General features: G+C 40.6%; 28 protein-coding genes and 1 tRNA gene. 24 read left to right on the top strand and 5 right to left on the bottom strand.

Translation table 11 applies throughout. The features are described from left to right. Positions 1 to 16: 16 nt before the first annotated feature. Positions 17 to 1177, bottom strand: coding sequence for an SPFH domain-containing protein (locus bhn_RS13600; protein ID WP_071177196.1), 1161 nt, complete (start codon positions 1175 to 1177; stop codon positions 17 to 19). Positions 1178 to 1311: 134 nt separating this feature from the next. Between bhn_RS13600 and bhn_RS13595 the strand changes: the two genes are divergently transcribed. The 8 genes from bhn_RS13595 (at position 1312) to bhn_RS13565 (ending at position 8680) form a co-directional block, all read left to right on the top strand. Further along, complete coding sequence (locus tag bhn_RS13595) at positions 1312 to 2850, top strand: ASKHA domain-containing protein (RefSeq protein ID WP_148661957.1); 1539 nt, start codon at positions 1312 to 1314, stop codon at positions 2848 to 2850. Between the two features lie 12 nt (positions 2851 to 2862). Continuing rightward, positions 2863 to 3195 (top strand): cupin domain-containing protein, encoded by a 333-nt coding sequence (locus tag bhn_RS13590; protein ID WP_071177194.1) that lies wholly within the window; start codon positions 2863 to 2865, stop codon positions 3193 to 3195. Then, a complete protein-coding gene (locus bhn_RS15820; RefSeq protein WP_178297669.1) occupies positions 3192 to 3362 on the top strand; it encodes a DUF6472 family protein in 171 nt (56 codons plus the stop codon). The genes bhn_RS13590 and bhn_RS15820 overlap by 4 nt, the downstream gene beginning before the upstream one ends. Positions 3363 to 3389: 27 nt before the next feature. Then, entirely contained in the window at positions 3390 to 4484 is a 1095-nt protein-coding gene (locus bhn_RS13585; RefSeq protein WP_071177193.1) for an ABC transporter ATP-binding protein, read from the top strand. Next, a complete protein-coding gene (locus bhn_RS13580; RefSeq protein WP_071177192.1) occupies positions 4481 to 5371 on the top strand; it encodes a carbohydrate ABC transporter permease in 891 nt (296 codons plus the stop codon). Before bhn_RS13585 ends, bhn_RS13580 begins: the two co-directional genes overlap by 4 nt. Continuing rightward, complete coding sequence (locus bhn_RS13575; RefSeq protein ID WP_071177191.1) at positions 5368 to 6198, top strand: carbohydrate ABC transporter permease; 831 nt, start codon at positions 5368 to 5370, stop codon at positions 6196 to 6198. Before bhn_RS13580 ends, bhn_RS13575 begins: the two co-directional genes overlap by 4 nt. A 30-nt stretch (positions 6199 to 6228) precedes the next feature. Next, positions 6229 to 7821, top strand: coding sequence for an ABC transporter substrate-binding protein (locus bhn_RS13570; RefSeq protein ID WP_071177190.1), 1593 nt, complete (start codon positions 6229 to 6231; stop codon positions 7819 to 7821). A gap of 76 nt (positions 7822 to 7897) precedes the next feature. Continuing rightward, a complete protein-coding gene (locus bhn_RS13565; protein WP_071177189.1) occupies positions 7898 to 8680 on the top strand; it encodes a hypothetical protein in 783 nt (260 codons plus the stop codon). 142 nt (positions 8681 to 8822) lie between these two features. Here bhn_RS13565 and bhn_RS13560 read toward each other — a convergent pair whose 3' ends face one another. Next, positions 8823 to 9626 carry an FRG domain-containing protein gene (locus tag bhn_RS13560; protein WP_071177188.1) on the bottom strand — a complete coding sequence of 268 codons (804 nt, stop codon included), beginning with the start codon at positions 9624 to 9626 and terminating at the stop codon, positions 8823 to 8825. 109 nt (positions 9627 to 9735) lie between these two features. On the opposite strand from bhn_RS13560, the gene bhn_RS13555 reads away from it, so the two are divergent. From bhn_RS13555 to bhn_RS13505, 11 genes are all read left to right on the top strand, one after another. Beyond that, positions 9736 to 10392, top strand: coding sequence for an NUDIX hydrolase (locus tag bhn_RS13555; RefSeq protein ID WP_071177187.1), 657 nt, complete (start codon positions 9736 to 9738; stop codon positions 10390 to 10392). A gap of 62 nt (positions 10393 to 10454) precedes the next feature. Then, a complete protein-coding gene (locus bhn_RS13550; RefSeq protein WP_071177186.1) occupies positions 10455 to 11378 on the top strand; it encodes a hypothetical protein in 924 nt (307 codons plus the stop codon). 54 nt (positions 11379 to 11432) lie between these two features. Continuing rightward, complete coding sequence (locus tag bhn_RS13545; protein ID WP_071177185.1) at positions 11433 to 12176, top strand: DUF6033 family protein; 744 nt, start codon at positions 11433 to 11435, stop codon at positions 12174 to 12176. 20 nt (positions 12177 to 12196) lie between these two features. Then, complete coding sequence (locus bhn_RS13540; protein WP_071177184.1) at positions 12197 to 12898, top strand: LytR/AlgR family response regulator transcription factor; 702 nt, start codon at positions 12197 to 12199, stop codon at positions 12896 to 12898. Between the two features lie 27 nt (positions 12899 to 12925). After that, positions 12926 to 13345 (top strand): HIT family protein, encoded by a 420-nt coding sequence (locus bhn_RS13535; RefSeq protein WP_071177183.1) that lies wholly within the window; start codon positions 12926 to 12928, stop codon positions 13343 to 13345. 192 nt (positions 13346 to 13537) lie between these two features. Beyond that, positions 13538 to 14023 carry an RNA polymerase sigma factor gene (locus bhn_RS13530; protein WP_071177548.1) on the top strand — a complete coding sequence of 162 codons (486 nt, stop codon included), beginning with the start codon at positions 13538 to 13540 and terminating at the stop codon, positions 14021 to 14023. Then, positions 14020 to 14427, top strand: coding sequence for a hypothetical protein (locus bhn_RS13525; RefSeq protein ID WP_071177182.1), 408 nt, complete (start codon positions 14020 to 14022; stop codon positions 14425 to 14427). The genes bhn_RS13530 and bhn_RS13525 overlap by 4 nt, the downstream gene beginning before the upstream one ends. A gap of 14 nt (positions 14428 to 14441) precedes the next feature. Further along, positions 14442 to 14999, top strand: a complete 558-nt coding sequence (locus tag bhn_RS13520; protein ID WP_071177181.1) for a hypothetical protein — start codon at positions 14442 to 14444, stop codon at positions 14997 to 14999. Further along, complete coding sequence (locus bhn_RS13515; protein WP_161487332.1) at positions 14974 to 15279, top strand: LiaI-LiaF-like domain-containing protein; 306 nt, start codon at positions 14974 to 14976, stop codon at positions 15277 to 15279. Before bhn_RS13520 ends, bhn_RS13515 begins: the two co-directional genes overlap by 26 nt. A 76-nt stretch (positions 15280 to 15355) precedes the next feature. Further along, complete coding sequence (locus bhn_RS13510; protein WP_071177180.1) at positions 15356 to 16426, top strand: hypothetical protein; 1071 nt, start codon at positions 15356 to 15358, stop codon at positions 16424 to 16426. 73 nt (positions 16427 to 16499) lie between these two features. Continuing rightward, positions 16500 to 17249: an SIMPL domain-containing protein gene (locus tag bhn_RS13505; RefSeq protein WP_071177179.1), complete on the top strand. Its 750-nt coding sequence runs from the start codon at positions 16500 to 16502 to the stop codon at positions 17247 to 17249. Positions 17250 to 17310: 61 nt separating this feature from the next. Here the strand turns inward: bhn_RS13505 and bhn_RS13500 are convergent, their stop codons facing one another. The 3 genes from bhn_RS13500 to bhn_RS13490 form a co-directional block, all read right to left on the bottom strand. Continuing rightward, the gene (locus tag bhn_RS13500; protein ID WP_071177178.1) at positions 17311 to 18192 is read right to left on the bottom strand and encodes an aldose 1-epimerase family protein; all 882 of its coding nucleotides are present in this window, start codon (positions 18190 to 18192) and stop codon (positions 17311 to 17313) included. 21 nt (positions 18193 to 18213) lie between these two features. Then, positions 18214 to 19485, bottom strand: a complete 1272-nt coding sequence (locus bhn_RS13495) for a serpin family protein (protein ID WP_071177177.1) — start codon at positions 19483 to 19485, stop codon at positions 18214 to 18216. 131 nt (positions 19486 to 19616) lie between these two features. Continuing rightward, positions 19617 to 19702, bottom strand: a tRNA-Ser gene (locus tag bhn_RS13490). A gap of 153 nt (positions 19703 to 19855) precedes the next feature. Between bhn_RS13490 and bhn_RS13485 the strand changes: the two genes are divergently transcribed. Genes bhn_RS13485 through bhn_RS13465 form a run of 5 tightly spaced genes read left to right on the top strand, consistent with a single transcriptional unit; the run spans position 19856 to position 24592 of the window. Then, a complete protein-coding gene (locus tag bhn_RS13485) occupies positions 19856 to 20929 on the top strand; it encodes a 6-phosphofructokinase (RefSeq protein ID WP_071177176.1) in 1074 nt (357 codons plus the stop codon). 40 nt (positions 20930 to 20969) lie between these two features. Beyond that, entirely contained in the window at positions 20970 to 22568 is a 1599-nt protein-coding gene (gene dnaX, locus bhn_RS13480) for a DNA polymerase III subunit gamma/tau (protein ID WP_071177175.1), read from the top strand. Between the two features lie 3 nt (positions 22569 to 22571). Next, positions 22572 to 22919, top strand: coding sequence for a YbaB/EbfC family nucleoid-associated protein (locus tag bhn_RS13475; protein WP_071177174.1), 348 nt, complete (start codon positions 22572 to 22574; stop codon positions 22917 to 22919). Then, the gene (gene recR, locus bhn_RS13470) at positions 22919 to 23518 is read left to right on the top strand and encodes a recombination mediator RecR (RefSeq protein WP_071177173.1); all 600 of its coding nucleotides are present in this window, start codon (positions 22919 to 22921) and stop codon (positions 23516 to 23518) included. The genes bhn_RS13475 and recR overlap by 1 nt, the downstream gene beginning before the upstream one ends. A gap of 24 nt (positions 23519 to 23542) precedes the next feature. Continuing rightward, positions 23543 to 24592: an aldose epimerase family protein gene (locus bhn_RS13465; RefSeq protein ID WP_071177172.1), complete on the top strand. Its 1050-nt coding sequence runs from the start codon at positions 23543 to 23545 to the stop codon at positions 24590 to 24592. Positions 24593 to 24605 lie beyond the last annotated feature (13 nt).

Below are 24605 nucleotides of genomic sequence, written 5' to 3'. Positions count from 1 at the left end.
CTCTTAGGATCAAAGATTAAGCTCTTGCTTTGCCGCAGTTAGAGCAGAAATTACCAGTGTTTGTTGTTCCGCAAGAACATGTCCAACTAGCAGAAGGTCTTGGTGATCCGCAGTTAGAGCAGAAGTTTCCGTTGTTAGCTGTTCCGCATGAGCATGTCCATGATGCACCTGCTACAGGAGCACTCTGAGCACCAGCGTTGAAGAGCTGAGTTGCATTTATTCCGCCGGCCTGCTGAGCCATGTTCATTCCAGCAAATGCCATCATAGGACCAGTTGCTGTATTCTTTGCAGCGTCCTGCATTGCCTGAGCCTGTGCGCTGGCAATAGTTGCAGCTGCCATATTAGGATTTCTAAGAGCGCCTGCTCTCTGAAGCTCTTTGATTGTCTTTTCATCTTCTTCAGAAGCAACAACTGAGCTTACACCGAATGTAGAGATCTTGATACCGTAAACTTTTTCCCACTTATCTGAGAGAACTTCGTTAAGTGCATCAGCAATCTCTGTTGTGTGTCCTGGAAGAGCGCTGTAACGGATACCCATCTCTGAGATCTTAGCGAAAGCTGGCTGAAGAGCTGTTAAAAGCTCACTCTTTAGCTGTGAATCAATCTTGTCTTTTCTGAATTCGCCTTCAACGTTTCCACAGATATTTTTGTAGAAGAGAATAGGATCTACGATCTTGTAGCTGTATTCACCATGACATTTGATGCTTGCATCAAGATCAAGACCGATATTTGTATCAACAACACGGAATGGAACTGGATTAACAGTGCCGTATTTGTTTCCGATGATCTCCTTAGTATTGAAGTAGTAAACTCTCTGATCCTTAGGAGCTGAACCGCCAAAGCTTAAGCGCTTTGCAAATTCCTTGAAGGAAGCAACGATGCTCTCGCTGAGATCTCCATAGAATACAGAAGGCTCTGAAGATGTGTCATATACGAACTCTCCAGCCTCGGCACAGATTTCTGTAATCTGTCCCTGATCAACAAGGATCATACACTGACCTTCATTAACAGCGATTATTGAACCATTTGAAATGATATTGTCAGAACCCTTTCCTGCTTTCTTAACACCTTTTGTAAGAAGAACATCATTTGAAAGCGAAGGACATACGAAATAATCCCTCCACTGATCTTTTAATACACTACCACCTGCAACAAGTGCTGCCTGTAAAAGCCCCATAACTAATCTCCTTTCATACTTAAAAAGAATAAAAAATTAGCAGATTTCTTAAAGCCTGCATCATATATTTTCGCATATTTACGCTGAAAATACCAATATTATTTGACGGATAATTGTGCTATGCTTACATTGTTATGAAAGCAAAAAAACTCGCCGTCTATATTAAAAACAGCTCTAAGAGTTTCTATGTTGCAGCTCCTTATGGCAAGCTACTAAAGGGGCTCTTTTCTGATGCGGGTATAACTATGTCTATGCCATGCGCAGGAACTGGTAGATGCGGGAAGTGTAAAGTTGCTTTTATTAAAGGGGCACCAGAACCTAATAGTCTGGATAAGGCTTTTTTGACAGAAGATGAGATGGCAGGTGGCGTTAGACTTGCCTGCAGATGCGTGCTGGACAAGGACTGCATCATATCAGCAGAGGGCCTTACCTTTGATGAGACTTCTATGGAGGTTCAGAGCGTAGAGACTGCTGATATGTCTGATAGGGCCTTTGATAAATATGGAATAGCAATAGACCTTGGAACTACGACTATTGCAGCAGCCCTGGTTGGATTTGATGAGACTGATAATGGACCTCGGATCATAAAGACAGCTTCTACAGTTAATCATCAGAGAGCCTATGGAAGTGATGTTATCAGCAGGATTGCAGCCGCAGAGGATGAGACTACTGCTGATAAGTTAAAAGAAATTGTGACGGCAGATATAGAAGCTCTCATAGATGAGGTATCAGGTCCTATATGTAAAAGACCTGAACTTATATGCCTTGCTGGTAACACAACAATGCTTTATCTGTTATGCGGCGATGATACAAAAGAACTTGGGCAGTATCCTTATAAAGCAAGCCACCTTTCATTTAGGACTAAAGCTCTTAGAGATATCAAGACCATTATACTTCCAGGAATCTCTGCATTTGTTGGAGCTGACATTGTTTCAGGAATCTATAGTCTTGATCTGATAAATAAAAAAGATGAAACAGCTCTTTTGATAGACTTTGGAACAAATGGCGAGATTGCCTATTACGATGGGGAGAAGTTTCTTACTACTTCCACTGCGGCAGGGCCAGTGTTTGAGGGAGGCGGTATATCATCGGGAGTCCCTTCCGTTAAAGGGGCAATAGCTCATGTTACTATTCAAGATGGCAGGGCAGAGCTTACGACTATCGGCGCAGAAGCACCGATCGGTCTGTGCGGAACCGGGGTCATAGAGACTGTATCTGAGCTTATAAGGAATGGCTTTGTGGATGAGACGGGACTTTTGATTGGAAAATTCTTTGAAAAGGGATATCCTGTTTCTTTGGATGAAAATATATTTTTTACGCAGCAGGATATCAGAAATGTGCAGCTTGCAAAGGGAGCTATATATACAGGGATCAAGGCACTTACCAAAGAAGCGATACCTTCGAAAGTGTATATTTCAGGAGGATTTGGCTCACATATTGATACTGACAAGATTTCTAATATTAATATGTTTCCAAAGGAATTTAATGGTAATATGTTGCCTATAGGAAATTCCTCTTTGAAGGGATGCATAAGATTTTTAGCAGAAGTCTTTATGGGAAAAGAAAAAGAGGCTACCAGCGCTGTAAAAGAGATAGCAGAAAAGGCTGAAACGGTAGTCCTTGCAGATGATAATGGTTTTAATTCTGAATATCTGGAAGCAATGAATTTTTAAAAGGAGATTATTATGTTAGACGAGAGATGGGTTTTTCACGATGATGCAAAGGCAGAGGATCTTGGAAATGGTGTTGTGAGAAGAGTTCTTGCATACAGTAAAGATCTTATGTGTGTTGAGAATACTTTTGCTGAGGGGGCTATCGGAGCACTTCATCATCACCCACATACACAGATCACATATGTTGTTAGCGGCAAGTTTGAATTTGAGATCGATGGGGTAAAAAAGATCGTTCAGGCAGGAGATACAATGCTTAAGACTAACAGCGTTGAGCATGGATGTAAGTGCCTTGAAGCAGGAATTTTACTGGATATTTTCAATCCAATGAGAGAGGATTTTGTATGATCTGTGATACATGTGCCAACTATGTGTACGATGAAGACTGGGAATGTTACACATGCATGGTGAATATGGACGAGGACGATTACGCAAGACTCATGAGTAATCGCAAAAGTGAGTGCCCTTATTATCAGGACAATGATGAGTATAAAGTCGTAAGACATCAGATGTGAGCGAAATTTGTAAACTTGGAGGAGATCATGAAAATAGTTTTGGAACATCTTACCAAGAGGTTTCCTAACAGAAACAAGAAGATAAAGGAAGATGTTATTGCGGTAAACGATTTTAATTTTACTATTCCTGACGGAAAGCTTATTGGCTTACTTGGACCATCCGGATGTGGAAAAAGTACAGCCCTTAATCTTATCTGTGGATTAGAGAAGCCTAGTGAAGGCAAGATCTTTTTTGGTGAAAAAGATATAACAGAACTTCCACCTGAGAAGCGTGGAGTGGGCCTTGTTTTCCAGAACTATGCTCTTTATCCGCATCTTTCAGTCTATGATAATATCAAATTCCCTCTTGAGAATCTTCGTGGAGAAAATAAGCTCACCAAAGAGCAGATGGATAAGAAGATAAGAGAAGCTGCAAAGCTTGTTCAGATCGAGGAGCTTTTAGACAGAAGACCCAACGAGATGTCAGGCGGACAGCAGCAGAGAGTTGCCATCGCAAGAGCACTTGTTAAGACTCCGGAAGTGCTTCTTTTGGATGAACCTTTATCTAACCTTGATGCAAGACTCAGACTTCAGACAAGGGAAGAACTTAAGAGGATCCAGCAGGAAACCGGCATTACAACTGTATTTGTAACTCATGACCAGGAAGAAGCCATGAGTATTTCTGATATGATTGTTGTTATGAAGGATGGTGTCCTTCAGCAGATGGGCGATCCACAGTCAATCTATGATGAACCTGCAAATCTTTTTGTTGCAAGCTTCCTTGGAACACCACAGATCAACGTATTTAGAGGACGTATCAAGAATGAGAAAGTCTGCATTGGCGATTCAGTTCTTTTGGATGCTCCTGGCAAAGATGATTTAGAAGTTTATGTTGCTATCAGACCGGAAGGATTTGTGGTTGATGAAAATGGCCCATTTGAGTGCACCTTTGTAAACCGCGAAGTTATGGGAAGAGATACAAGTCTTATTGTTACTCATCCTGAATTTATTGGAGAAAAGATCCGTGCCATCATTCCTTCAGATGAAGCGGTACATGAAAAAGACGGCAAGGTAAGATTTTCACTTAAGCCAAAGAAGGTATGTGTATTTGATGGCAAAACTACGGAGAGGATAATGCTATGAAAAAGAATCTGACTGCATGGCTGTGTCTTCTTCCGGCCATTCTTTTTCTTGGGGTATTTATGGTATACCCTCTTATAGATGTTTTTGTTTATTCCTTTGAGGAAGGTTATAACTTCGCGTCTCAGAGTTTTTGGAGCGTAGGTTTTTATAACTATTCCTATGTTCTTCATGATCCATTCTTTATACAGGCTCTCAAGAACACTTTTATAATCGTTATAATCACAGTTCCTTTATCTACAGGAATTGCTCTTTTGATATCTCTTGAGCTTAGCTCCATCAAGGCGCTTAGGGATCTTTTCCAGACTATATATTTCCTGCCTTACGTTACTAATACATTGGCAGTTGGTCTGGTGTTCATGATCCTCTTTAAAAAGACAGCCTATTCTGATGGACTTATCTCAATCCTGATCCAGCTATTTGGCGGACCATCAGTGGATTTCATTGATGGACCATATTGGGCCAAGATGTTTGTAATGTGCTTTTACACAATCTGGATCGTAATGCCATTTAAGATCTTAATACTGACAAGTGCCCTTGCCTCTGTTAATCCAATGTATTACAAGGCTGCGCAGGTTGATAACACGCCTAAGTGGAGAATATTCTACAAGATCACTCTTCCTATGATATCTCCTATGGTGTTCTACCTTGTGATCACAGGTTTCATCGGCGCTTTCAAAGCATATAGCGATGAGGTAGCTCTTTTTGGCACAGACCTTAATGCTGCGGGAATGAACACAATTGTTGGATATGTATACGACATGCTATACGGAAATAGCGGCGGATATCCATCCTACGCATCTGCGGCAGCGCTCATTCTTTTTGCTATTGTATTTACTATTACTACTATCAATCTGATGGTTAGTAGAAAGACGGTGTACTATCAATGAAGACTAGGACCAGAAACATTTTGATATATATGCTCCTTATCCTTTGGGGCATCATAGTGCTGTTTCCTTTTTACTGGATGATTCTGACTTCGGTAAAGAGCTATGGATCTTATAATGGCGAATATGTGCCAAAGTTCTTTACGCTTAGTCCTACCTTTGAAAATTACGTAACAGCCTTTACTGCTGTGCCACTTGCCAAGTATTTTTTTAACACCTTTATATTCACTGTGGTGACAACAGCCATAATGATGGTGGTTGTGGTATTATCTGCATTTGCCTTTGCAAGGCTTGATTTTAAGGGGAAAGACATCCTGTTTTCACTGTTTCTTTCTCTTATGATGATACCTAATGAATTGGTCATCATCACAAACTTTGTTACTATCACAAACTTAAACCTTAGAAATACGTTTTTGGGACTGATACTTCCATCTGTGACTTCGGTGTTCTACATCTATCTCCTCAAGGAAAACTTTGAGCAGATACCAGAGAACCTGTATAAGGCTGCAAAAGTAGATGGAACCTCAGATTTTAGATATCTGACAAAGGTTATGCTTCCTATTTCAAGGCCTACACTTATAACAATTACTATCTTGAAGGTTATTGAGTGCTGGAATTCCTATGTATGGCCAAGACTTATAACTGATGACCAGAACTATTTTCTTGTTTCGAATGGAATTCAGGAGATCAGAGAAAATGGATTCGGACGTGAGAATGTTCCGGCCATGATGGCAGCAGTAGTAGTTATTTCAGTTCCACTGGTGGTACTGTTCCTTGTTTTCAGACATAAGATAATGGAGGGCGTTGCCAGAGGAGGAACTAAAGGCTGAGAGCATAACTTCCTTGCATGGAGAAATGAAATGAAAAAGTTTTTAACAGTAATTTTAAGCATGATAATGATGGCAGGGCTTTTGACGGGATGTCATGGTTCAAAGGGCGGCAATTCCTTTGAGATTCCTGAGAGCTTTGATGAATCCAAGAATATAGAGATCACGTTTTGGGCCAAGAATGATACCAACAAGACCCAGACAGCTATTTATAACAAGGCTATAGAAGATTTCCAAAAGCTCTATCCAAACATCACAGTAAATATGCGTCTGTATACAGACTATGGCAAGATCTACAACGATGTTATCACGAATATTTCAACTAATACGACACCTAACGTATGCATTACTTATCCTGATCACATTGCTACATATCTTACTGGCAGCAATACAGTAGTTCCTTTAGATGATCTGTTTACTGATGAAAGATATGGTCTTGGAGGCTCAGAGCTTAAGTTTGATTCACCAAGTGTAGACGAGATCGTTCCTGAGTTTCTTAATGAGTGTATGATAGGCGACAAGCACTATGCCATTCCATATATGAGATCGACAGAGGCCTGCTATGTTAATAAGACATATGTTGAGGCTCTTGGATATGAACTTCCAGAAACTCTTACCTGGGATTTTGTCTGGGAAGTTTCTGAGAAGGCTATGGAGAAAAATGCTGATGGCACTTTCAAGATAAACGGGCAGCAGGTCATGATCCCATTTATCTATAAGTCTACGGATAACATGATGATCCAGAGTCTTTGGCAGAAAGGCGCTGAATACTCTGACGCCGATGGCAACATATTACTTTTTAATGATGATACAAAAGAGATATTAAATACCGTGGCAGAGCATACCAAGACTGGAGCTTTTTCTACCTTCAAGATTTCAGGATATCCAGCAAACTTTTTAAATGCTGGACAGTGTATATTTGCTGTCGATTCAACAGCAGGTGCAACCTGGATGGGAAGCAAGGCACCACTTGTTGATATCGCCAAGGATAAGATCGTTGACTTTGAAACAGAGGTAATGACAATTCCTCAGTACGATGTGGCTAATCCTAAGATGATCTCACAGGGCCCTTCAATCTGCGTATTTAACAAAGCAAACTCTCAGGAAGTACTTGCTTCCTGGCTCTTTGCTCAGTATCTTTTAACAAATGATGTACAGATCGCATATTCAGAGACAGAAGGTTATGTTCCTGTAACCAAGAAGGCTCAGGAAACACCTGAGTATCAGGACTATCTGGCAAAAGAAGGCACTGATAACGTGGAGCACTATGATGTAAAGATAAAGGCAGCAAAGCTGCTTATGGCAAATACAGAGAACACCTTTGTAACTCCTGTGTTCAACGGTTCAACTTCAGTCAGAGACGCTGCGGGACAGATGATCGAGAATGTGACCAAGTCAGTTCGCAGAAAAAAGACTGTGGATGATAAGTTTATTGATGATCTTTATGAAGAGATGAAATCTTTGTATCACCTTGATCAGGGCGGTGTCAGTGGAAACATGACTGGCGGTAAAAAAGACCTTGGAAAGCTTCCAGCTGCTTCGGTGGCACTGATCGTAGTTATAATTTTTGCCTGGGTTATGATCGGAGTGGTTGCACTTAAGGATAAAATGAAGGCTAGACAATAATTCAGATTGATATTTGAGTTATTTTTAGTATAATTTTTTATGGTATTGTTACTTGTCAAAAAATAGGAGGAACATTATGAAAAAGACATTAGCAGTAGTTCTTACAATGGGCCTTGCTCTTGCTTTCGTAGGATGCGGTAAGGAAACACCTGCACAGACTACAGAGACAGCAGCAGAGGCAGTATCTGATGCAGCTACAGAAGCTGAGTCAGTAGCAGAGGAAGTTGCAGAAGAAGTTGCAGAGGATGTTAAGGCTGAAGGCGTTATGACTTATGCAGAGTACGCCGCAGCTGAGCTTGATTCAGAGGTTGTTGTTGAGACTTATGTTCAGAACAAGCAGTCATGGTGGGAAGACAAGGCTACATTCTATACACAGGATCAGGATGGTGCATACTTCATCTATGAGATGGCTTGCTCAGAGGAAGATTACAACAAGCTTACACCTGGAACAAAGATCAAAGTAACTGGTACAAAGTCAGAGTGGTCTGGCGAAGTTGAGATCGTTGATGCTACATTCGAGATCGAAGAAGGAAACTTCATTGCAGAGGCTGTAGATGTTACAGATCTTCTTGGCAAGGATGAGCTTATCGACAAGCAGAACCAGCTCGTATCTTTCACAGATATGACAGTTGAGTCAGTTGCATTCAAGAACGAGACTCCTGGTGATGATATCTACCTTACTCTTTCAAAGGATGGAAACAACTATGATTTCTGTCTTGAGTACTACTTAAATGGTAGCGACGAAGAGTTCTACAATCTTGTAAGCGGCCTTGAGGCTGGTCAGACTGTAGACGTAGAGGGATTCCTTTACTGGTACGAGGGTGCTAACCCACACATCACAAAAGTTACTGTAAAGTAATTTAGGTAGTGGTACCGGACGTATGAAGATATAGTATTGTATCTTTCGCTCCGATATTTTTTGTAGGATACATTAAACATTCAAATAACCCCAGATGATTTATATCACGTTCGTTCAGAACATAAATCATCTGGGGTTATTTTCATTTAACATAATAATGCCTTGCAATCCATTTAGAAAGTCCTTCAAGGCCGGGATATACGATTCGTTCGCTCATGTTTAATTGATCTAACATATCACGAACTCGCCATCTTAATTTCTTGTCAATGATATACTTTACAGTATCTTCTGTATTATCTGAAAGGAATTGTTCAATATCTTTAATTCCGGATGGTACAACGGCGAAGAATGAGTGCTGGTTGATGATACGCTGGTTAAGTGATGGTGGCTCGATGATTACCATTGAGGATGAGCCCATGTCGGTATCATACTGCTTTAAGCTGTTGCCAGTAAGCTCTTTTAACATATCTACTGTGAAGATAGTGGAGTGTTTCCTGTTTACTGCGTATTTGTAAGGTTCAGGAAGATGATCGACCATTTCAGACATATTGATCCTCCAGACCATGCAATCGTGCTTATCCATTTCTTCAAGGTTCTCTTCAGTCATGGCAAAGTTAAGACCAACAAGTGCTGACTGTGTCCAGTCAAGGAGTCTTGTAGGAAGGCCGTAGTGCTGACCAAGGATCATCTGCCTCCATACTGAATGTCCAATTGATGGCTCGTCGTTGATGGCGTACTTTGCAAAATTTTCAAGAATTGCCGGCTCAAGATGTTCCTGAAGTCCTTTGCAATTTCTACTGAGACTTGTGTACATCTTAAAGGATGAGTCTGACATTCCTCTATATACATATGGACTTCTGTTCCTGTCTAGATCAGGACGATATTCCTGCTCTGTCAGAAGAGGTAAGAGCTCTTCAAGGGTATCAATATGTATTTCTTTTATCATTATCATTCCCTCTTTCTATATCTCTAACACACATTTTAACATTTATAAGGCGTTTTTGGTATAATGCAAGTAGCGTGGTAACGACAAGAATTATCAAACGGAGGCGTTTATGAAAGGAATAAATATAACAAAAGATAAGATAGAAACAGTGCTTGATAAGAAGTTCATCAGAGTTTTTGACCTTCAGTATGAAGAGGGCAGGCATTATTTCGATGCTTCAAGAAGACCACTTGATGATCTTGTTGCAGCAAAGAGTGAAGAAGAATTCAAAAGTATGCTCCCAGATGCGGTCAGCTGTGTGGTAGTAATTGAGGAGGATGGCAAGGAGCCACAACTTCTTTTGTCCTATGAATACAGATATCCAGCTGGAAGATTCCTCTTAAGTGTTCCTGCGGGACTTATTGATCCTGAGGACAAAGAGGTCCAGGATCCGCTTTTTGTAACTGCAAAGAGGGAGATCTTTGAGGAAACTGGAATCACAGTTAAGGACACAGACAAGGTTGAGATGATAAATCCATTTGTGTTTAGCACACCTGGTATGACGGATGAGAGCAATGGCCTTGTACTGGTAGTCCTAAAGAATCCAGATCTGTCCACACTTAATCAGGATGGAGCTGTTGGTCAGGAGTTTTTTGACGGATTTGAGTTCGTGACCAAGGATAAGGCAAAAGAGCTGTTAAAGAACGGAAGAGATGACAAGGGACATTTTTATTCAGTATTTACATGGGCTGCGCTTATGTACTTTGTGTCAGACATGTGGAAATAAAAAGTGTGATAAACTATTAGTACCGACAGCAAATGTAATCATTGCAGAAGAGGGGTGATAATATGAAAAAGAAGATTTGTTCCGTAATGATCAGTTTTGTATTTGCAGCTTCACTACTAGCAGGATGCGGAAAAGAAAAAGCAAATGAAGAAGCTGTTGTAGAAGCATCTGTAATTGCATCTACCGAAGAAGCAACAGCTGCCAGCACAGAAGATGCTGCTGATGCGGCAAGTACCGGTATCTCTCTTGATCCTAATCCTACAGAGCTTGATGATGCTATAGCCCTGGCGGTATTTGATCATAACAATGAGAATTTTGAAGGCGGAGAATGTTCGGGCGAAGGTCATATCCTCATGGGAAAAGATGGTGAGGATGACGCAGATGAGCAGGTTTGCTATCTGCTTACAATGTATGGAAAATATGAATTTGAAAATGGTAACTTTGTAAAGTTCGCCGGAACAGGAGCAATTCCTGCTGTTGTGACTTTTGAAAGAGATGAAGAGGGTATCTACAGAGTTAAGGACTATCAGGAAGCCGAAGATGGTAGTGCTTTTGTTGGTTCTATCAAGAAGCTCTTCCCTGAAGACCTGTGGAGCCGCTGCATTACAATAGAAGATGAGGATAACAGCGAACTTGTTAAGATGGAGCAGGGATACGCTGAGGAGTATCTTGCATTTATCGGAAGGGAAGATGCAGAGATCGGTGACTATGGGGACTTTGAATACAAGATTGATTCTGACTACGGAATCAGCGATGAAGTTTCTAATAAGCTGATGGAACTCCATAATTCTAATAATTTTATAAATAATTGCCCATTTTGGTATGGATACCGTGAAGTAATTGAAGGTGGTAGTCGATATATATATGCGAAAGAGATAGATGAAAAGGCTAAAAAGGTGCTTTTTAGCAAAAGAGAATATGGAAATGATGATGTCATTATAGAATCAGCAGAGTACAGCACAAAAACAGGTGAGCCTATAAAATGATCTGTTGATAGCAAGGATGCTTAGCGGACGGGAAGTCCGGGATTGGAGGGAACCATGGCAATATCTGATGTTTTTAACAATAGTTCTAGTATTTATGATGCAGCCCAAAGTACAGGCGTAAATGATACTACAACTACCAAAACAGGCAACTATGGAAAGACGATCGGTAAAGCCCAGCTTTCTGAGGAGGGCGCCAAGTACTACGAAGAGCTCAAGAAAAAATATTCCAACATGGACTTTGTTCTTGTAAGTAAGGACATGAAGGAATATGCCAAGCAGCATGCAAGCTCTTTTGGCAATGCCAATAGAATGGTAGTACTTATCGATGAAGAAAAGATTGAGAGAATGGCTACTGATGATGCATACAGAGCTAAGTATGAAGGTCTTATCGCTAAAGCACAGTCTCAGATGCCTGAACTTAAGTCTATTATGCAGACCAAAGGTAATGTAAAGACCATCGGAATGCAGGTTAATGATAATGGTACAGCTTCTTTCTTTGCAGTTATGCAGAAGTCGTCTCAGACTATGACTGAGAAGCTTGCAGCAAAGAGAGCTGCCAATAAAAAAGCTGAAAAAGAAGCCGAGAAAAAGGCAGAAAAGAAAGAAGCAAGAGAAGCGCAGCTAGAAAAGATACGAGACAAAGGATCTGATGAAGAGGAAGACTACGAGATTCTTATGGCAGATTCTGTAGAGGAGCTCCTCAAAAAGATAGATGCGTTTAACTATAATTTAAGAGCAGACACTATAATGACTCCGATGGAGAAAAATGTGGGGCAGACAATAGACTTCAAGGGATAAATACTTGAACTGGGGGCAATATGTACAGAATCGCTGTATGTGATGATGAAAAAAGCTCTGCTGCTGCTGCGGCAGAGCTTTTAGCTAAATATAGGAGAGTGCATCCTTCTATCGTGATGGATGTGGATATCTTTAATTCTTCAATTGAGCTTTTGGGGGCAATTGAAAAGAATATCTATGATATTTACCTTCTTGATATCTACATAGACAAAATGAATGGCATAGAGATTGCTGATCTTATCAGAAAAAGAGATAATAACGGTCAGATCATCTTTATGACTTCTTCTAATGCCTTTTATAAAGAGGCATTCAGGATTCATGCTGTTCACTATCTTGAAAAGCCTATTCTTGAAGAAGAGTTTTTTGCTGCAATGGACAGAGTGTGTATTGCTGAAGAGATACATTACCTCACCATAAGAGAGAGCGGCGAGCTTAGTAAAGTTGCCATGAACGACATAATGTACATTCAGTCAGAAGACCATTACAAGAGGATTATTACCAGTGACAGAAGTTACCTGGTTCGCAGTACTATCCAGGAACTTTTAAGTGATCTTAACAAGGAACCATATTTTTATCTTTTGGGTAAAAATGTGATAATAAATTTGAAAAAGGTTCTTAGGATCACCAAAGAGACCATCGCCATGGAGGATGGCACAGAATTTGCGGTTCCAAGAGGAACTTACAGAACCTTAAGCGAGTTGGTTCTGCAGTATACTTTTTAAATAAATGACATAGCGGGAGAAAAAGGTATGAAAGACTGTAATTGTGGATATTGCGTTGGAGGAGAGCCTCTTGCAAAGTTTGGCATCAAGATCTGTGATCTTGAGGTGAGCCAGCTTATTCTTTTTAAGGAGCAGAGCCATCCTGGCCGCTGTATTGTGGCCTACAAGGATCACATCAGTGAGCTTGTAGACATATCAGATAAAGAGAGAGATGCATTTTTTGCCGATGTTGCAAGAGCATCAAAGGCTATCCATGCTGCATTTAATCCGGATAAGGTGAATTATGGCGCATATGCAGACACAGGATGTCATCTTCATATGCACCTTGTACCAAAGTATAAGGATGAGTTCGAGTGGGGCGGTGTTTTTGAGATGAATCCTCAAAAAAAGTTCCTTACAGATGCCGAATATGATGAGATGATCAATAAGATAAAAGCAAATCTTTAATTAGAAAACAGAGCTGTAGCGGAATGCTATGGCTCTATTTATGTGGTTTAAGAAGGAAAATGGCACTATACTAAAAAAGATGAAAATTTTTGAAGATAATATTATCATTGTCTCGTTTATATAAATGAGAGGCAAAAATAAAGGAAAAAGAAGGTGGGGAAAATAGATTCTGAGAAAAAGTTAATAGAGCTGATGAATCAGTATAAGAATCTGGTTTTCTCTGTATGCCTTAAGATGACTGGTGATTATTTTGCCGCGGAGGATATAACCCAGGAAACCTTTATTTCTGCTTATCAGCACTTGGACAAATTTGATGGAACGGCCGAAAAGGCTTGGCTTTGTAGAATAGCCACTAATAAATGTATTGACTATATGAGAGCGGCGGAGAGGCGCGCTATAGCGACAGAAGAAGATGAGATGCCGCAGGAGATCACTCAGGAAAGGGATGGGCCACTGCAATCCTTTGTAAACAAGGATGTGCTGGTGAAATTCAGAGACGATTGCAATGCGCTTCCAGAACCATACAGAGAAGTGGCTGAAGACTATTTTATAAATGAACTAACGGCAAAAGAGATTGCTGAAAAGAGAGGAAAGCCTTTAAAAACGGTTCAAACACATATCTACAGAGCGAGAGATATGCTTAAAAAAACTATGAGAAAGGAGGATCTACTGGCATGAGTAATAATTATCTTTCTGACGAAGAACTATTAAAGTTGATGGCTGAAGTCGAAGATGAAGGTTTGGTCAAGGCTCCTGATAGGATCGAAAAAAATGTACTTCGAGAGATACACATCAAGAAAAAGAAAGTTACTGACTTTCGTCTATATTGTATGCGAGTGGGTCTTTCGGTGGCAGCAGCCATAGCTATATTGTTTGTTGGACCGTTTAATCCTTTAGTGCAGACAGAGGTTCCTTCAAGAGAGGTTGTTGAGCAGTCTAGAGTAGTTGCATCCAAAGAAGAAGCAATGGCAGAAAGGGACATCATGACAAAAGAAGAAGCTATAAAAGATAAAGGAGCTTTGGAAAAGATCAGTGATGTTCAGTTACTAATAGAAAACAAGATTGAAGAATATTTAAGATAAATTGGAGGTTAAAAATGAAACCAAAAAAGAAAAATGCTTTTATGACATTTATATTTTCATTCATGCCAGGAGCTGCAGAGCTCTATATGGGATTTAACAAGAGTGGATTTAGTCTTCTTGCGATATTTATGATATTTGCCTGCGTGATGGCTGGTGGGATCAGTGACATTTTTATGGGATTCGTGGCTATTATCTATATTGTAAGCTTTTTCCACGCAAGGTCAGTTGCGTCTATGGATGCTGAAGAGTTCGCAACCTTCGAAGACAGATATATCTGGGAAGAGTACCTTGGTGAAGGTTCAGTTAAATTTACTGATAAAAAGGTACGCACTTGGGGCGCAGTCCTTCTTATAATCTTTGGTACTTCGATCTTATGGGGCTATATAAAAGATATATTCTGTAGAATCATTCCTGATAGCATGTGGGGGGACCTTTATCCTATCGTAGATGGGCTTCCACAGATCGTGATAGCAGTGATCCTTATTGTGATCGGAGTTCTTTTGATAAAAGGAAAGAAGAAAGAGATTGATTCTATAGAGGAGGTAGATGATGGAAACAACCAGAATGCATAAAACAGGCACTATCACTGCAGGTGTTACACTTATTGCTTTCGGAGTTATGTTTATTTTTTCTACGATCTTTAATGTCCTTAGCTATGAATTTGTTTTTAGCATGTGGCCACTGATCCTGGTGGGATTAGGCGTTGAGATCCTGATAACAAATATGCTCACTGATAAGTTTGTATATGATAAGTCAGCAGTTTTTGTGATCATTTTGATGTCATTTTTTGCTATGGGCATGGCGTGCATGGATATCTGTATTAAACATGCAGACTGGATCTGCTCTTTATAAGGGTTAAGTTTTACTATAGAATTGCCGAAATATAATACGTAAAAGGGAATTTGATCAATGCGTCACGGAGGATGCGATGATTCTTAATGCTATTAGTAAAAATGCTTTTGCTAATATGTTCGTCAAGAATGGATCACAGGGCAATTCTGCGCAAAAATCAGCAAATTCCACAGATAGAACATCCCTTAGAAAAATGGAATATCAGCAGAGGGATAGTAGTAAACAAAGTAGTGTTGTAGATCAGTCCTTAAGCTATGCAAAGCAGCTCAGTGCTTCAAGGGCTAAGTCCAAGGATAATTCTCTTCAGAAGAAAAAGCTACAATACAGTTTCAAGAAGATATCTTCACAAATTATCAGAAGTAAAAATTCAGTAAGTGCTAGAAAAGCCGTTCAAGCCGCAAAGAGAGAGATAATGCGCCTTAAACGGCTTAAGGCAGGTGGAGAATACGATGAAGAGGAACTCCAGCTTGCTATAGATCATGCCAAGGCAATGGAGAAGGTTGCCAAGAAAAAAGTAAGTCACCTCGAGCAGGAAGAGATGATAGAGCGTGGTGGCAAAGGTGTAGCGTCATTTGAAGAAGAATTAAAGACAGATGAGCAGGAAACAGAGGAAACACCTGAAGAAGAGCTGGAAGAAATTCCTGAAGATGAGGAATTATTAGAGGAAGAGCTTGCTGGCGCGTCTTATGGTGATGAGTATTACCTTGATCCGGATGTAATTGCTTATGAATATTCAGATGAAGACCTTATGGATATGATGACTGAGTCTATGTCAGATCTTATGGATGAGTTTTCTGATGAAATGATGGACATGATGGAGGAGCTTGACCTTACTGATCTAGCAGAATCTATGTATGCTCCTGATCCTAACATGTCAGAGGATGACCTTAAGATGTTCAAGATAAAGCATAGATATAAAGAGCTTAAGGAGATAGCACAAGCTGATAAAGAGTACTTAAAGGGTATGATGGAACATGAAAAGAGTAAGGCAGAGGCAGGAATGCCTGTGAATACTGGGGTATCTGCTCAGAGTCTTGGAATAGACCCATCACCTAAGGTTCATCCTGTAATATCGATGCCGGGAGAGGTCGGCGGCGCCAAAGTGACAGCACCTGTTATAAGTGGAGGCTTTGACGTTTCTGTCTAAAACTTGTTGATATCTTACTAGTAGGGTACAATAGAGGCGTTAGTAGAGTTTTGTTGTTAGGGAGGAAAGTGTTATGGAACAAAAGAAAACCAGTCCGGTTAACGCGCTTATTATTGGCCTTTGTATCGTGGTAAGCTGCGTTTCGCTCGCAATTGGACTTGCTCATTTCAGATCAGAGTCAAGTCATGTTATTACAGCTACTGGAAGTGCCAGCGTAGATTTTGAAGCAGATATAATTATCTGGAGAGGTTCTTTTTCGGCTGTAGCTTATACTTCACAGGATGCATACTCCAAGATCAAGCAGGATGCTGAGCTTGTTAAGAATTATCTTACAAGTAACGGCGTAACTGATGAGGAGATCGTATTTAATTCAGTAGATATCAGTAGAACCTATAGAGATGTCTATGATGTAAATGGTAATTATGTCGGATCTGAAGCAGATGGCTATCAGCTCACTCAGGATGTAACTGTTTCATCTTCAAATCTCGATAATATTGAAAAGGTATCTCGCGACATTTCAAGCCTTCTTGATCAGGGCGTAGAGCTTTCATCAGGTGCACCTGAGTATTACTACTCAGACCTTGATGCTCTTAAGCTTGATCTTATTGATAAGGCTTCAATAAATGCCAAGGATAGAATTGATATAGTTGCCAAGAATTCAGGCGCCAAGCTTGGAAAACTCAAGAATTCAAGCCTTGGTGTATTCCAGATAACAGCCAAGAATTCAGGAACAAGCAGCTATTCTTACGATGGAGCTTTTGATACAAGCTCAAGATATAAGACAGCAACTATTACAGTTAAGCTTGAATATGATCTTAGATAAGCAATCATAATCAGTGATTTTAAAAAGCGTGCAGAATTGTTAATCTGCACGCTTTTTTTTATCAGGAAATAGTTATCTGATACTGTTCTGTTTTAGTCTTGCCTGCTTCCAGGCACTGCTCTCCATATTTTTCTGGAAGTTCTCCGTCAAATCCTTTGTTATCGCATCTTCCAAGCCATGGCTCAAGGCATACGTAATGAGCATCTGGTGAAGGATGAGACCAAAGTCCGAAGCTTGGGAAACCTTCGCATGTAAGGGTGATATATGGCTTGCCATCTGGTGTGCAGAGGCTTGCCTTTTGGACCTGATAGTCATCAAAGATAAGAGCATCCTTATCAAATAAGGTATCTGTGATATCAAGAACCCCATCTTTTAATGTGAGAGTACTAGGATTCTGATAATCAACTTCTCTTGTATCTGGAATGATAAGAGAGTAGGTAAGGCTATCTTTTTCAAACTTTACCTTGTAATCAGATCTCTTTTCACCATTATTTATTGGACAGGCAAAAGCGGGATGACCGCCAATTGAATAGTATAAAGGCTCGCTGTCAGAGGTATTTACTATATCCCATTTTACTATGATTGTGGACTCTTCCAGAGTATGAGTGATGATGAGCTGGAAATCAAAAGGATATCTTTCTTTCATTTCGGGAGTTGAGCTAAGTGAAAAGCTTACGCTGTTCCTGTCTTTTTTTACCAGTTCAAAATCTGTATCTCTGGCAAATCCGTGGGCGGACATAGGATAAGACTTGCCTTTATACTTGAACACACCGCCATTAACATTTCCTACGATTGGGAAAAGAACTGGTGCATGCCTTTTCCAATATGTTGGATCAGCCTGCCAGAGGAGCTCTTTGTTTCTCTTTTTGTCAAAAATGCTGCTAAGCTCAGCTCCGTGAGTGGCTATCCCAATCTTAAGATATTCGTTTTCTATGTATTCCATGTTGATCTCCTTAATATTGGTTTATTTAACGAGCTGACCGCAGAAGAGTGGTTCTGGTGTGTCACTGTCAGTAAGGATCATGAATTTAAAAGGCTGGTCTGCGTGGAATTCTTTTATTTCATTTATCTCCATAGCAGATTCTTTCATCATGATCGCTGTGGCTGCAGCGGCTTCTATTCCGTCTTCATCCACCTTAATTTTGGTCTTTTGGATGATGTCAGAGATCACAAGGGACATATCTTTGCTCATTACGGAGAAGTCCGCATCTTCAGTAAATGGAAGTGTTGCACCCTGGCTGATCATGTAGTCTATTAACTCGTTGTTGCTAAAAGAACTCTCTATCTCGAACTTTGGAAGAAGAACATCAACCTCTTCGTAAGAAGCATCTTTTAGCTTATCCATTATATCATCCACTTCACCAAGGATAAATACAGCGTTGATTCCGCCGTTCATAGGGAGTACAACGAACTTTCCTTTTTCATCCTCGTAATATCTATAGCTTTTTGTTTGCTGCATGAAGTCTTTTTTTACAGTTGATCCGTCGATTGTAGTGAAGTCGTCCTGAGTTGTGAAATAGTCGCTAAAGCTTTCTAACCAGGATGTTCGAAGGTAGACGGTATTAACGAGGACTACTGCTACATCTGACATGTTGCCGCTTATTTCTGGAATGAGGCCCATGGTCTTATTATTGATCCAGGAATTTACCTTGTCTGTAATGTGGCTACTGTCAACGTTTTCTGCTTCTGCGTCATAGTTTTTTTGAACGTATTTGATGTAGTCCTTTGAAAGCTTGCCGCTGGCATCAGTGTTGCTCCAAATGGAATTAGCCATCTGGAAGGCACCATCAGGTTCTTTGGCATCATCACCGTACCACTCTTTGTTTTCTTTAAAATCCTTTTTAGCCTCTTTTAGCAGAGAATCAAAGTTATCAATTGAAGAGCTAACAGAGTTGTACCATGCATTTACTTCCTCCATGCTGCTAAATCCCATGGCGGCAAGGATTTGGTCTTTAGTTTCGTTGTCAGCGCCTGATGCAGCAAGAGCAAGGGCTGCTCTAAAGGAGGTAGGAGATACCATGTAGTTTTCCTGACTAAAGCCATTTTGTTCTACAAATTCTATAAGGGACTTGTTGAAGTCTGGGTTTGGTGTGATTGTGGTCTCCTGTGACTTGCTGTTATCAGCAACCGAGGAATCAGAAGAGGGTTGTTCCTGAGGGGCTTGTGTTCCGCATCCCATAATGGTTCCTGCAACGAGAGTGGCGCTTAAAATGCATGATATAAGATTATTTTTCATATTTATCCTCCTTTTAAGGTCTTCACTATATATAACGATAAATTACATTGGCAGGTTACATGTTTTTTGAAAAAATTATGAATAATCAAAAGAAGCAGAAAATACAGAACTGTGTGATGTAAATGAAATAGCGGAGACGGCGGGATTCGAACCCGCGTGCCCAGAAGGACAAACGCATTTCGAGTGCGCCTCATTACGACCACTTTGATACGTCTCCGAGTGCTCTGGAAGTAGTTCCAAAGCGCTTTTTATTATACTTTTATAATGAGGTAGAGTCAACCGGACAAACTTGGCAGTTTATCTATTATTATGTATAATTATCAGTAGTATGCGTTCCTAAAAAAGCTTTTTTCAAAGGAGGCCTTTTCACATGATGAGAATTGGTATGTTGACAAGTGGTGGTGACTGTCAGGCTTTGAATGCAGCAATGCGCGGCGTTGTAAAATGCATCGCCCACAGCGGCCAGGAAGTTGAATTTTATGGTTTCAAGAATGGCTATAAAGGACTTATTTATGGCGATTTTAGAATGCTTACATCTCATGATTTTTCAGGTATTCTTACCAAGGGTGGAACAATTCTTGGTAGTTCCAGAACACCTTTTAAGACTATCCGCGAACCAGACGAAAATGGTCTTGATAAAGTAGAAGCTATGAAGCAGAACTATTACAAGCTTCAGCTTGATTGTCTTGTTGTTTTGGGAGGTAATGGCTCTCAGAAGACAGCCAATCTTTTAAGGGAAGAAGGGCTTAATATCGTATCTCTTCCGAAGACTATCGACAACGACCTTTGGGGAACAGATATGACCTTTGGTTTCCAGAGTGCTGTGGATGTAGCAACTAATGTTATAGATAACATTCATACAACAGCAGATTCTCATGGAAGAGTGTTTATTATAGAAGTAATGGGTCACAAGGTTGGATGGCTTACGCTTAATGCAGGCCTTGCAGGTGGAGCGGACGTTATCCTTATTCCTGAGATCCCATATGATATTAACAAGATCTGTGATGCAATCAAGGCTAGAGATGAGCACGGCAGCAGATTTACGATCATTGCAGTGGCAGAGGGGGCGATTTCCAAGAAGGATGCTAAGCTTTCCAAGAAAGAATATAAAGAGAAGCTTGCAAACAGTAAGTATCCATCAGTATCTTATGAAATTGCAGAAGCAATCCAGAAAAAGAGCGGACATGAAGTTCGTGTTACAGTTCCTGGACACATGCAAAGAGGTGGAGCACCAGATCCATACGACAGAGTATTTGCTTCAAGACTTGGAGCAGAGGCTGGTCAGCTGATCCTCGATAAAGAGTTTGGATACATGGTTGCATACAAGAACAGAGAGATTGTTAAGGTTCCTCTTTCAGAGATTGCCGGCAAACTCAAATATGTATCACCGGATGCCAGCATTATCAAAGAAGCGAAGATGCTTGGGGTTTGCTTCGGAGATTAAATAATATAAAAGTTTTGTTAATGGTGGAGTAGTTTTTTTAATGGGTTATGTAGCACTTTACAGAAAATTCAGACCCCCGGTCTTTGAAGATGTCAAAGGCCAGGATCACATAGTTACAACACTTAAGAATCAGATCAAATCTGACAGAGTTGGACATGCTTACCTGTTCTGCGGAACTCGCGGAACAGGTAAGACTTCTGTTGCAAAGATTCTTGCAAAGGCAGTTAACTGTGAGCACCCTATAGATGGAAGTCCATGTGGTGAGTGCGAGATGTGCAAAGAGATCGCAGCAGGAAACAGCATGAATGTCATAGAGATCGATGCTGCATCCAACAATGGTGTTGATAACGTCCGTGAGATCATTGAAGAGGTCTCATATTCACCTACCAAAGGTAAAAAAAAGGTATACATCATCGACGAGGTACATATGTTATCCGCCGGTGCTTTTAATGCGCTCCTTAAGACTTTGGAAGAGCCACCTTCATATGTAATGTTCATTCTGGCAACGACGGAAGTTCAGAAGATTCCTATCACAATCCTTTCTAGATGCCAGAGATATGATTTCCACAGAATCACAATCGACAACATCGAGGGCAGACTTCGAGAGGTTGTTGATTCAGAAGGAATCAAGGTTGAAGATAGAGCTCTTAGATACATTGCCAAGACTGCAGATGGTTCTATGAGAGATTCACTTAGTCTTTTGGATCAGTGCGTAGCCTTTAACTATGGTCAGGAGCTTACTTATGACAAGGTGCTAAACGTACTTGGTGCGGTGGACACGGAAGTGTTTAACAGACTTTTTTCTGCTCTTTATACGCAGGATGCCAATGCGGCACTTACCCTTTTGGCAGACATAGTAATTCAGGGTAGGGAGCTTACTCAGTTTGTAAATGATTTTGTATGGTATCTCAGAAATCTTATGCTAGTTAAGGCTTCGGATGAGATGGAGGATGTAGTAGATATCTCATCTGACAATCTCAAGTCGTTAAAAGAGCAGGCAGAAGGTGCAGATACAGATACTATTATCAGATATATCCGTATTTTTTCTGAGCTTTCATCTCAGATCAGGTATGCAACTCAGAAACGAATATTAATAGAAATAACACTTATCAAAATGTGTAAACCACAGATGGATAAGGCAGAAGATTCTTATGAAGACAGGCTTAGGATATTAGAGCAGCACGATGAAGAAAACAGCAAGCTTTTGAAAGGAATAAAAAGTGGTCAGGTAGCGGTGGCAACCAGTAGCTCTTTTGCTGGAGCAGGGCAGATTGCACCAAAGGAAAAGAAGGTACTGGATAGAGCAGTACCAGAGGATATCCAGAGAATAGTAAATGGATGGGCTAAGCTTCTTGCCAGAATGGACAATCCCATGAAGACATATATGCAGAGAGCGAGACTCAGTCTTGGCAATGGCGATATTCTTCAGATTGTTTTCGATAACAAGCAGCTGTCAGAAAAGTATTCTGGCGGACAGTATGCTGAGGAACTTCAACAGGTTCTTGATGGAGCCATAGGTAAACATGTAGAATATGAGACAAGGTTCCTTCCTGCAGAGCAGGATTTTGAAGAAAACTATGTTAATTTACAATCGATAAATTTTGATATAGTTACAGAAGATGAAGAAAAGGAGAATTAAGAAATGGCTAAACGTGGAGGATTCCCAGGTGGTGGTATGCCTGGCAACATGAATAATTTAATGAAGCAGGCGCAGAGAATGCAGCGTCAGATGGAGGAGAGCCAGAAAGAGCTCGAGACTAAGGAGTTTACAGCTAAAGCTGGCGGCGGAGCAGTAGAAGTTACTGTATTAGGAAGCAAGACTCTTAAGAGTGTTACTATTTCACCAGAAGCAGTTGATCCAGATGATGTAGAGATGCTTCAGGATATGATCGTTGCAGCAGTTAACGAAGCAATGAAACAGGCAGATGAAGCTTCAGGCGCTATGATCGGCAAGATGACAGGCGGCCTTGGTGGAGGATTTCCTTTCTAATGGACCTATACAGCGGACATATTAACAAGCTGATAGATGAACTTGCAGCATTGCCGGGAATTGGTAACAAATCTGCGCAGAGATTGGCTTTTTATATCATTAATCTTCCAAAGGACAGGGTAAAAAAGCTTGCGGATTCGATCACCAGTGCAAGGGAGAATGTACATTATTGTAGTGTGTGTTGCACGCTTACAGATGATGATGTATGTCCTATCTGCAGTAATCCCAACAGAGATCACAAGACTATAATGGTCGTGGAAAATGCCAGAGATCTCGCGGCATATGAAAAGACCGGTAAGTTTGAAGGCGTGTATCATGTTTTGCATGGGGCTATTTCACCTATGCTTGGCATTGGACCAGGGGACATCAGGCTTACTGAACTTATGCAGAGGCTTCAGACTGAGGATGTTGATGAGGTCATAATTGCTACAAACTCCAGCTTGGAGGGCGAGACTACTGCTATGTATATCAGCAAACTTATTAAACCAACAGGAATCAAAGTGACCAGGATTGCAAGTGGCGTTCCGGTGGGCGGAGATCTTGAATACATCGATGAAGTGACTCTTTTGAGAGCTTTAGAGGGAAGAACAGAACTATAAAAAGAATTGTTGGAGGGAAAAGAAATGGCAGTAAAAAAAGAAGCATTTGGACAGAATTCTAATGGAGTACCAGTATATGCGTACCACATTAGCAATAATGCAGGAATGGAAGTTGTTGTATTAAATTTTGGATGTATCATCAAGAATATTTTTGTTCCAGACAAGAACGGAAACAAAGTAGATGTAAACCTTGGCTTTGATGATATTAAGGGATACGAGGTTAACAGCTGCTTCCTTGGAGCAACAGTTGGACCTACAGCAAACAGAATCGCAAATGCTAAGTACAAGATCGACGACAGAGAGTTTATCCTTCCTGTAAATGATGGACCAAACAATCTTCATACAGATATGGCTAATGGATTCCACAAGAGAATCTGGGATGCAGAGGAAGGTGACAACTGCGTTAAGTTTACACTTAAGTCTGCAGACGGAGATTTAGGTTTTTCAGGAAACAGAGTATTCGAGGTAACATTTACTGTTACAGAAGCTAATGAGCTCAAGCTTCACTATCATGCAACAAGTGATGCTAAGACTCTTATCAATATGACTAACCATGCATACTTCAATCTTAGTGGTCATAATTCAGGAAGTATTCTTGATCACAAGCTTGTTCTTAACTCAACTAAGTTCACTCCTGTTATTGATTCAGCAGCTATTCCTACTGGCGAGATCGCTAGTGTTGTTGGAACACCGTTTGATTTCACCAGTGAAAAGACAATTGGACAGGATATAAATGCTGATGACCAGCAGCTTAAGTATGTTGGGGGATATGACCACAACTATTGTATCGATGGCGCTGATGGAACAATGAAGGTATTTGCTACAGCAACTTCACCAGTAACAGGTATTTCAATGAAGTGTTCAACAGATCTACCTGGATTCCAGCTTTATGTTGGTAACTTCCTTGCTGCTGAAAATGCTAAGGGCGGTGCAACATACAAAGCAAGAGAAGGATTCTGCCTTGAGACACAGGTATATCCTAACTCTATCAATCAGGCTGGCTTCCCAGACTGCGTATATGGACCAGAAAGAGACTACGATAATACCACTATCTATCAGTTCTCAAATAAATGATAATGGAGAAACA

Source organism: Butyrivibrio hungatei (genome assembly GCF_001858005.1).
Classification (GTDB): domain Bacteria; phylum Bacillota; class Clostridia; order Lachnospirales; family Lachnospiraceae; genus Butyrivibrio; species Butyrivibrio hungatei.
Note: the sequence above shows the minus strand (reverse complement) of the source record. Positions and strands in the feature narration are given on the sequence as shown.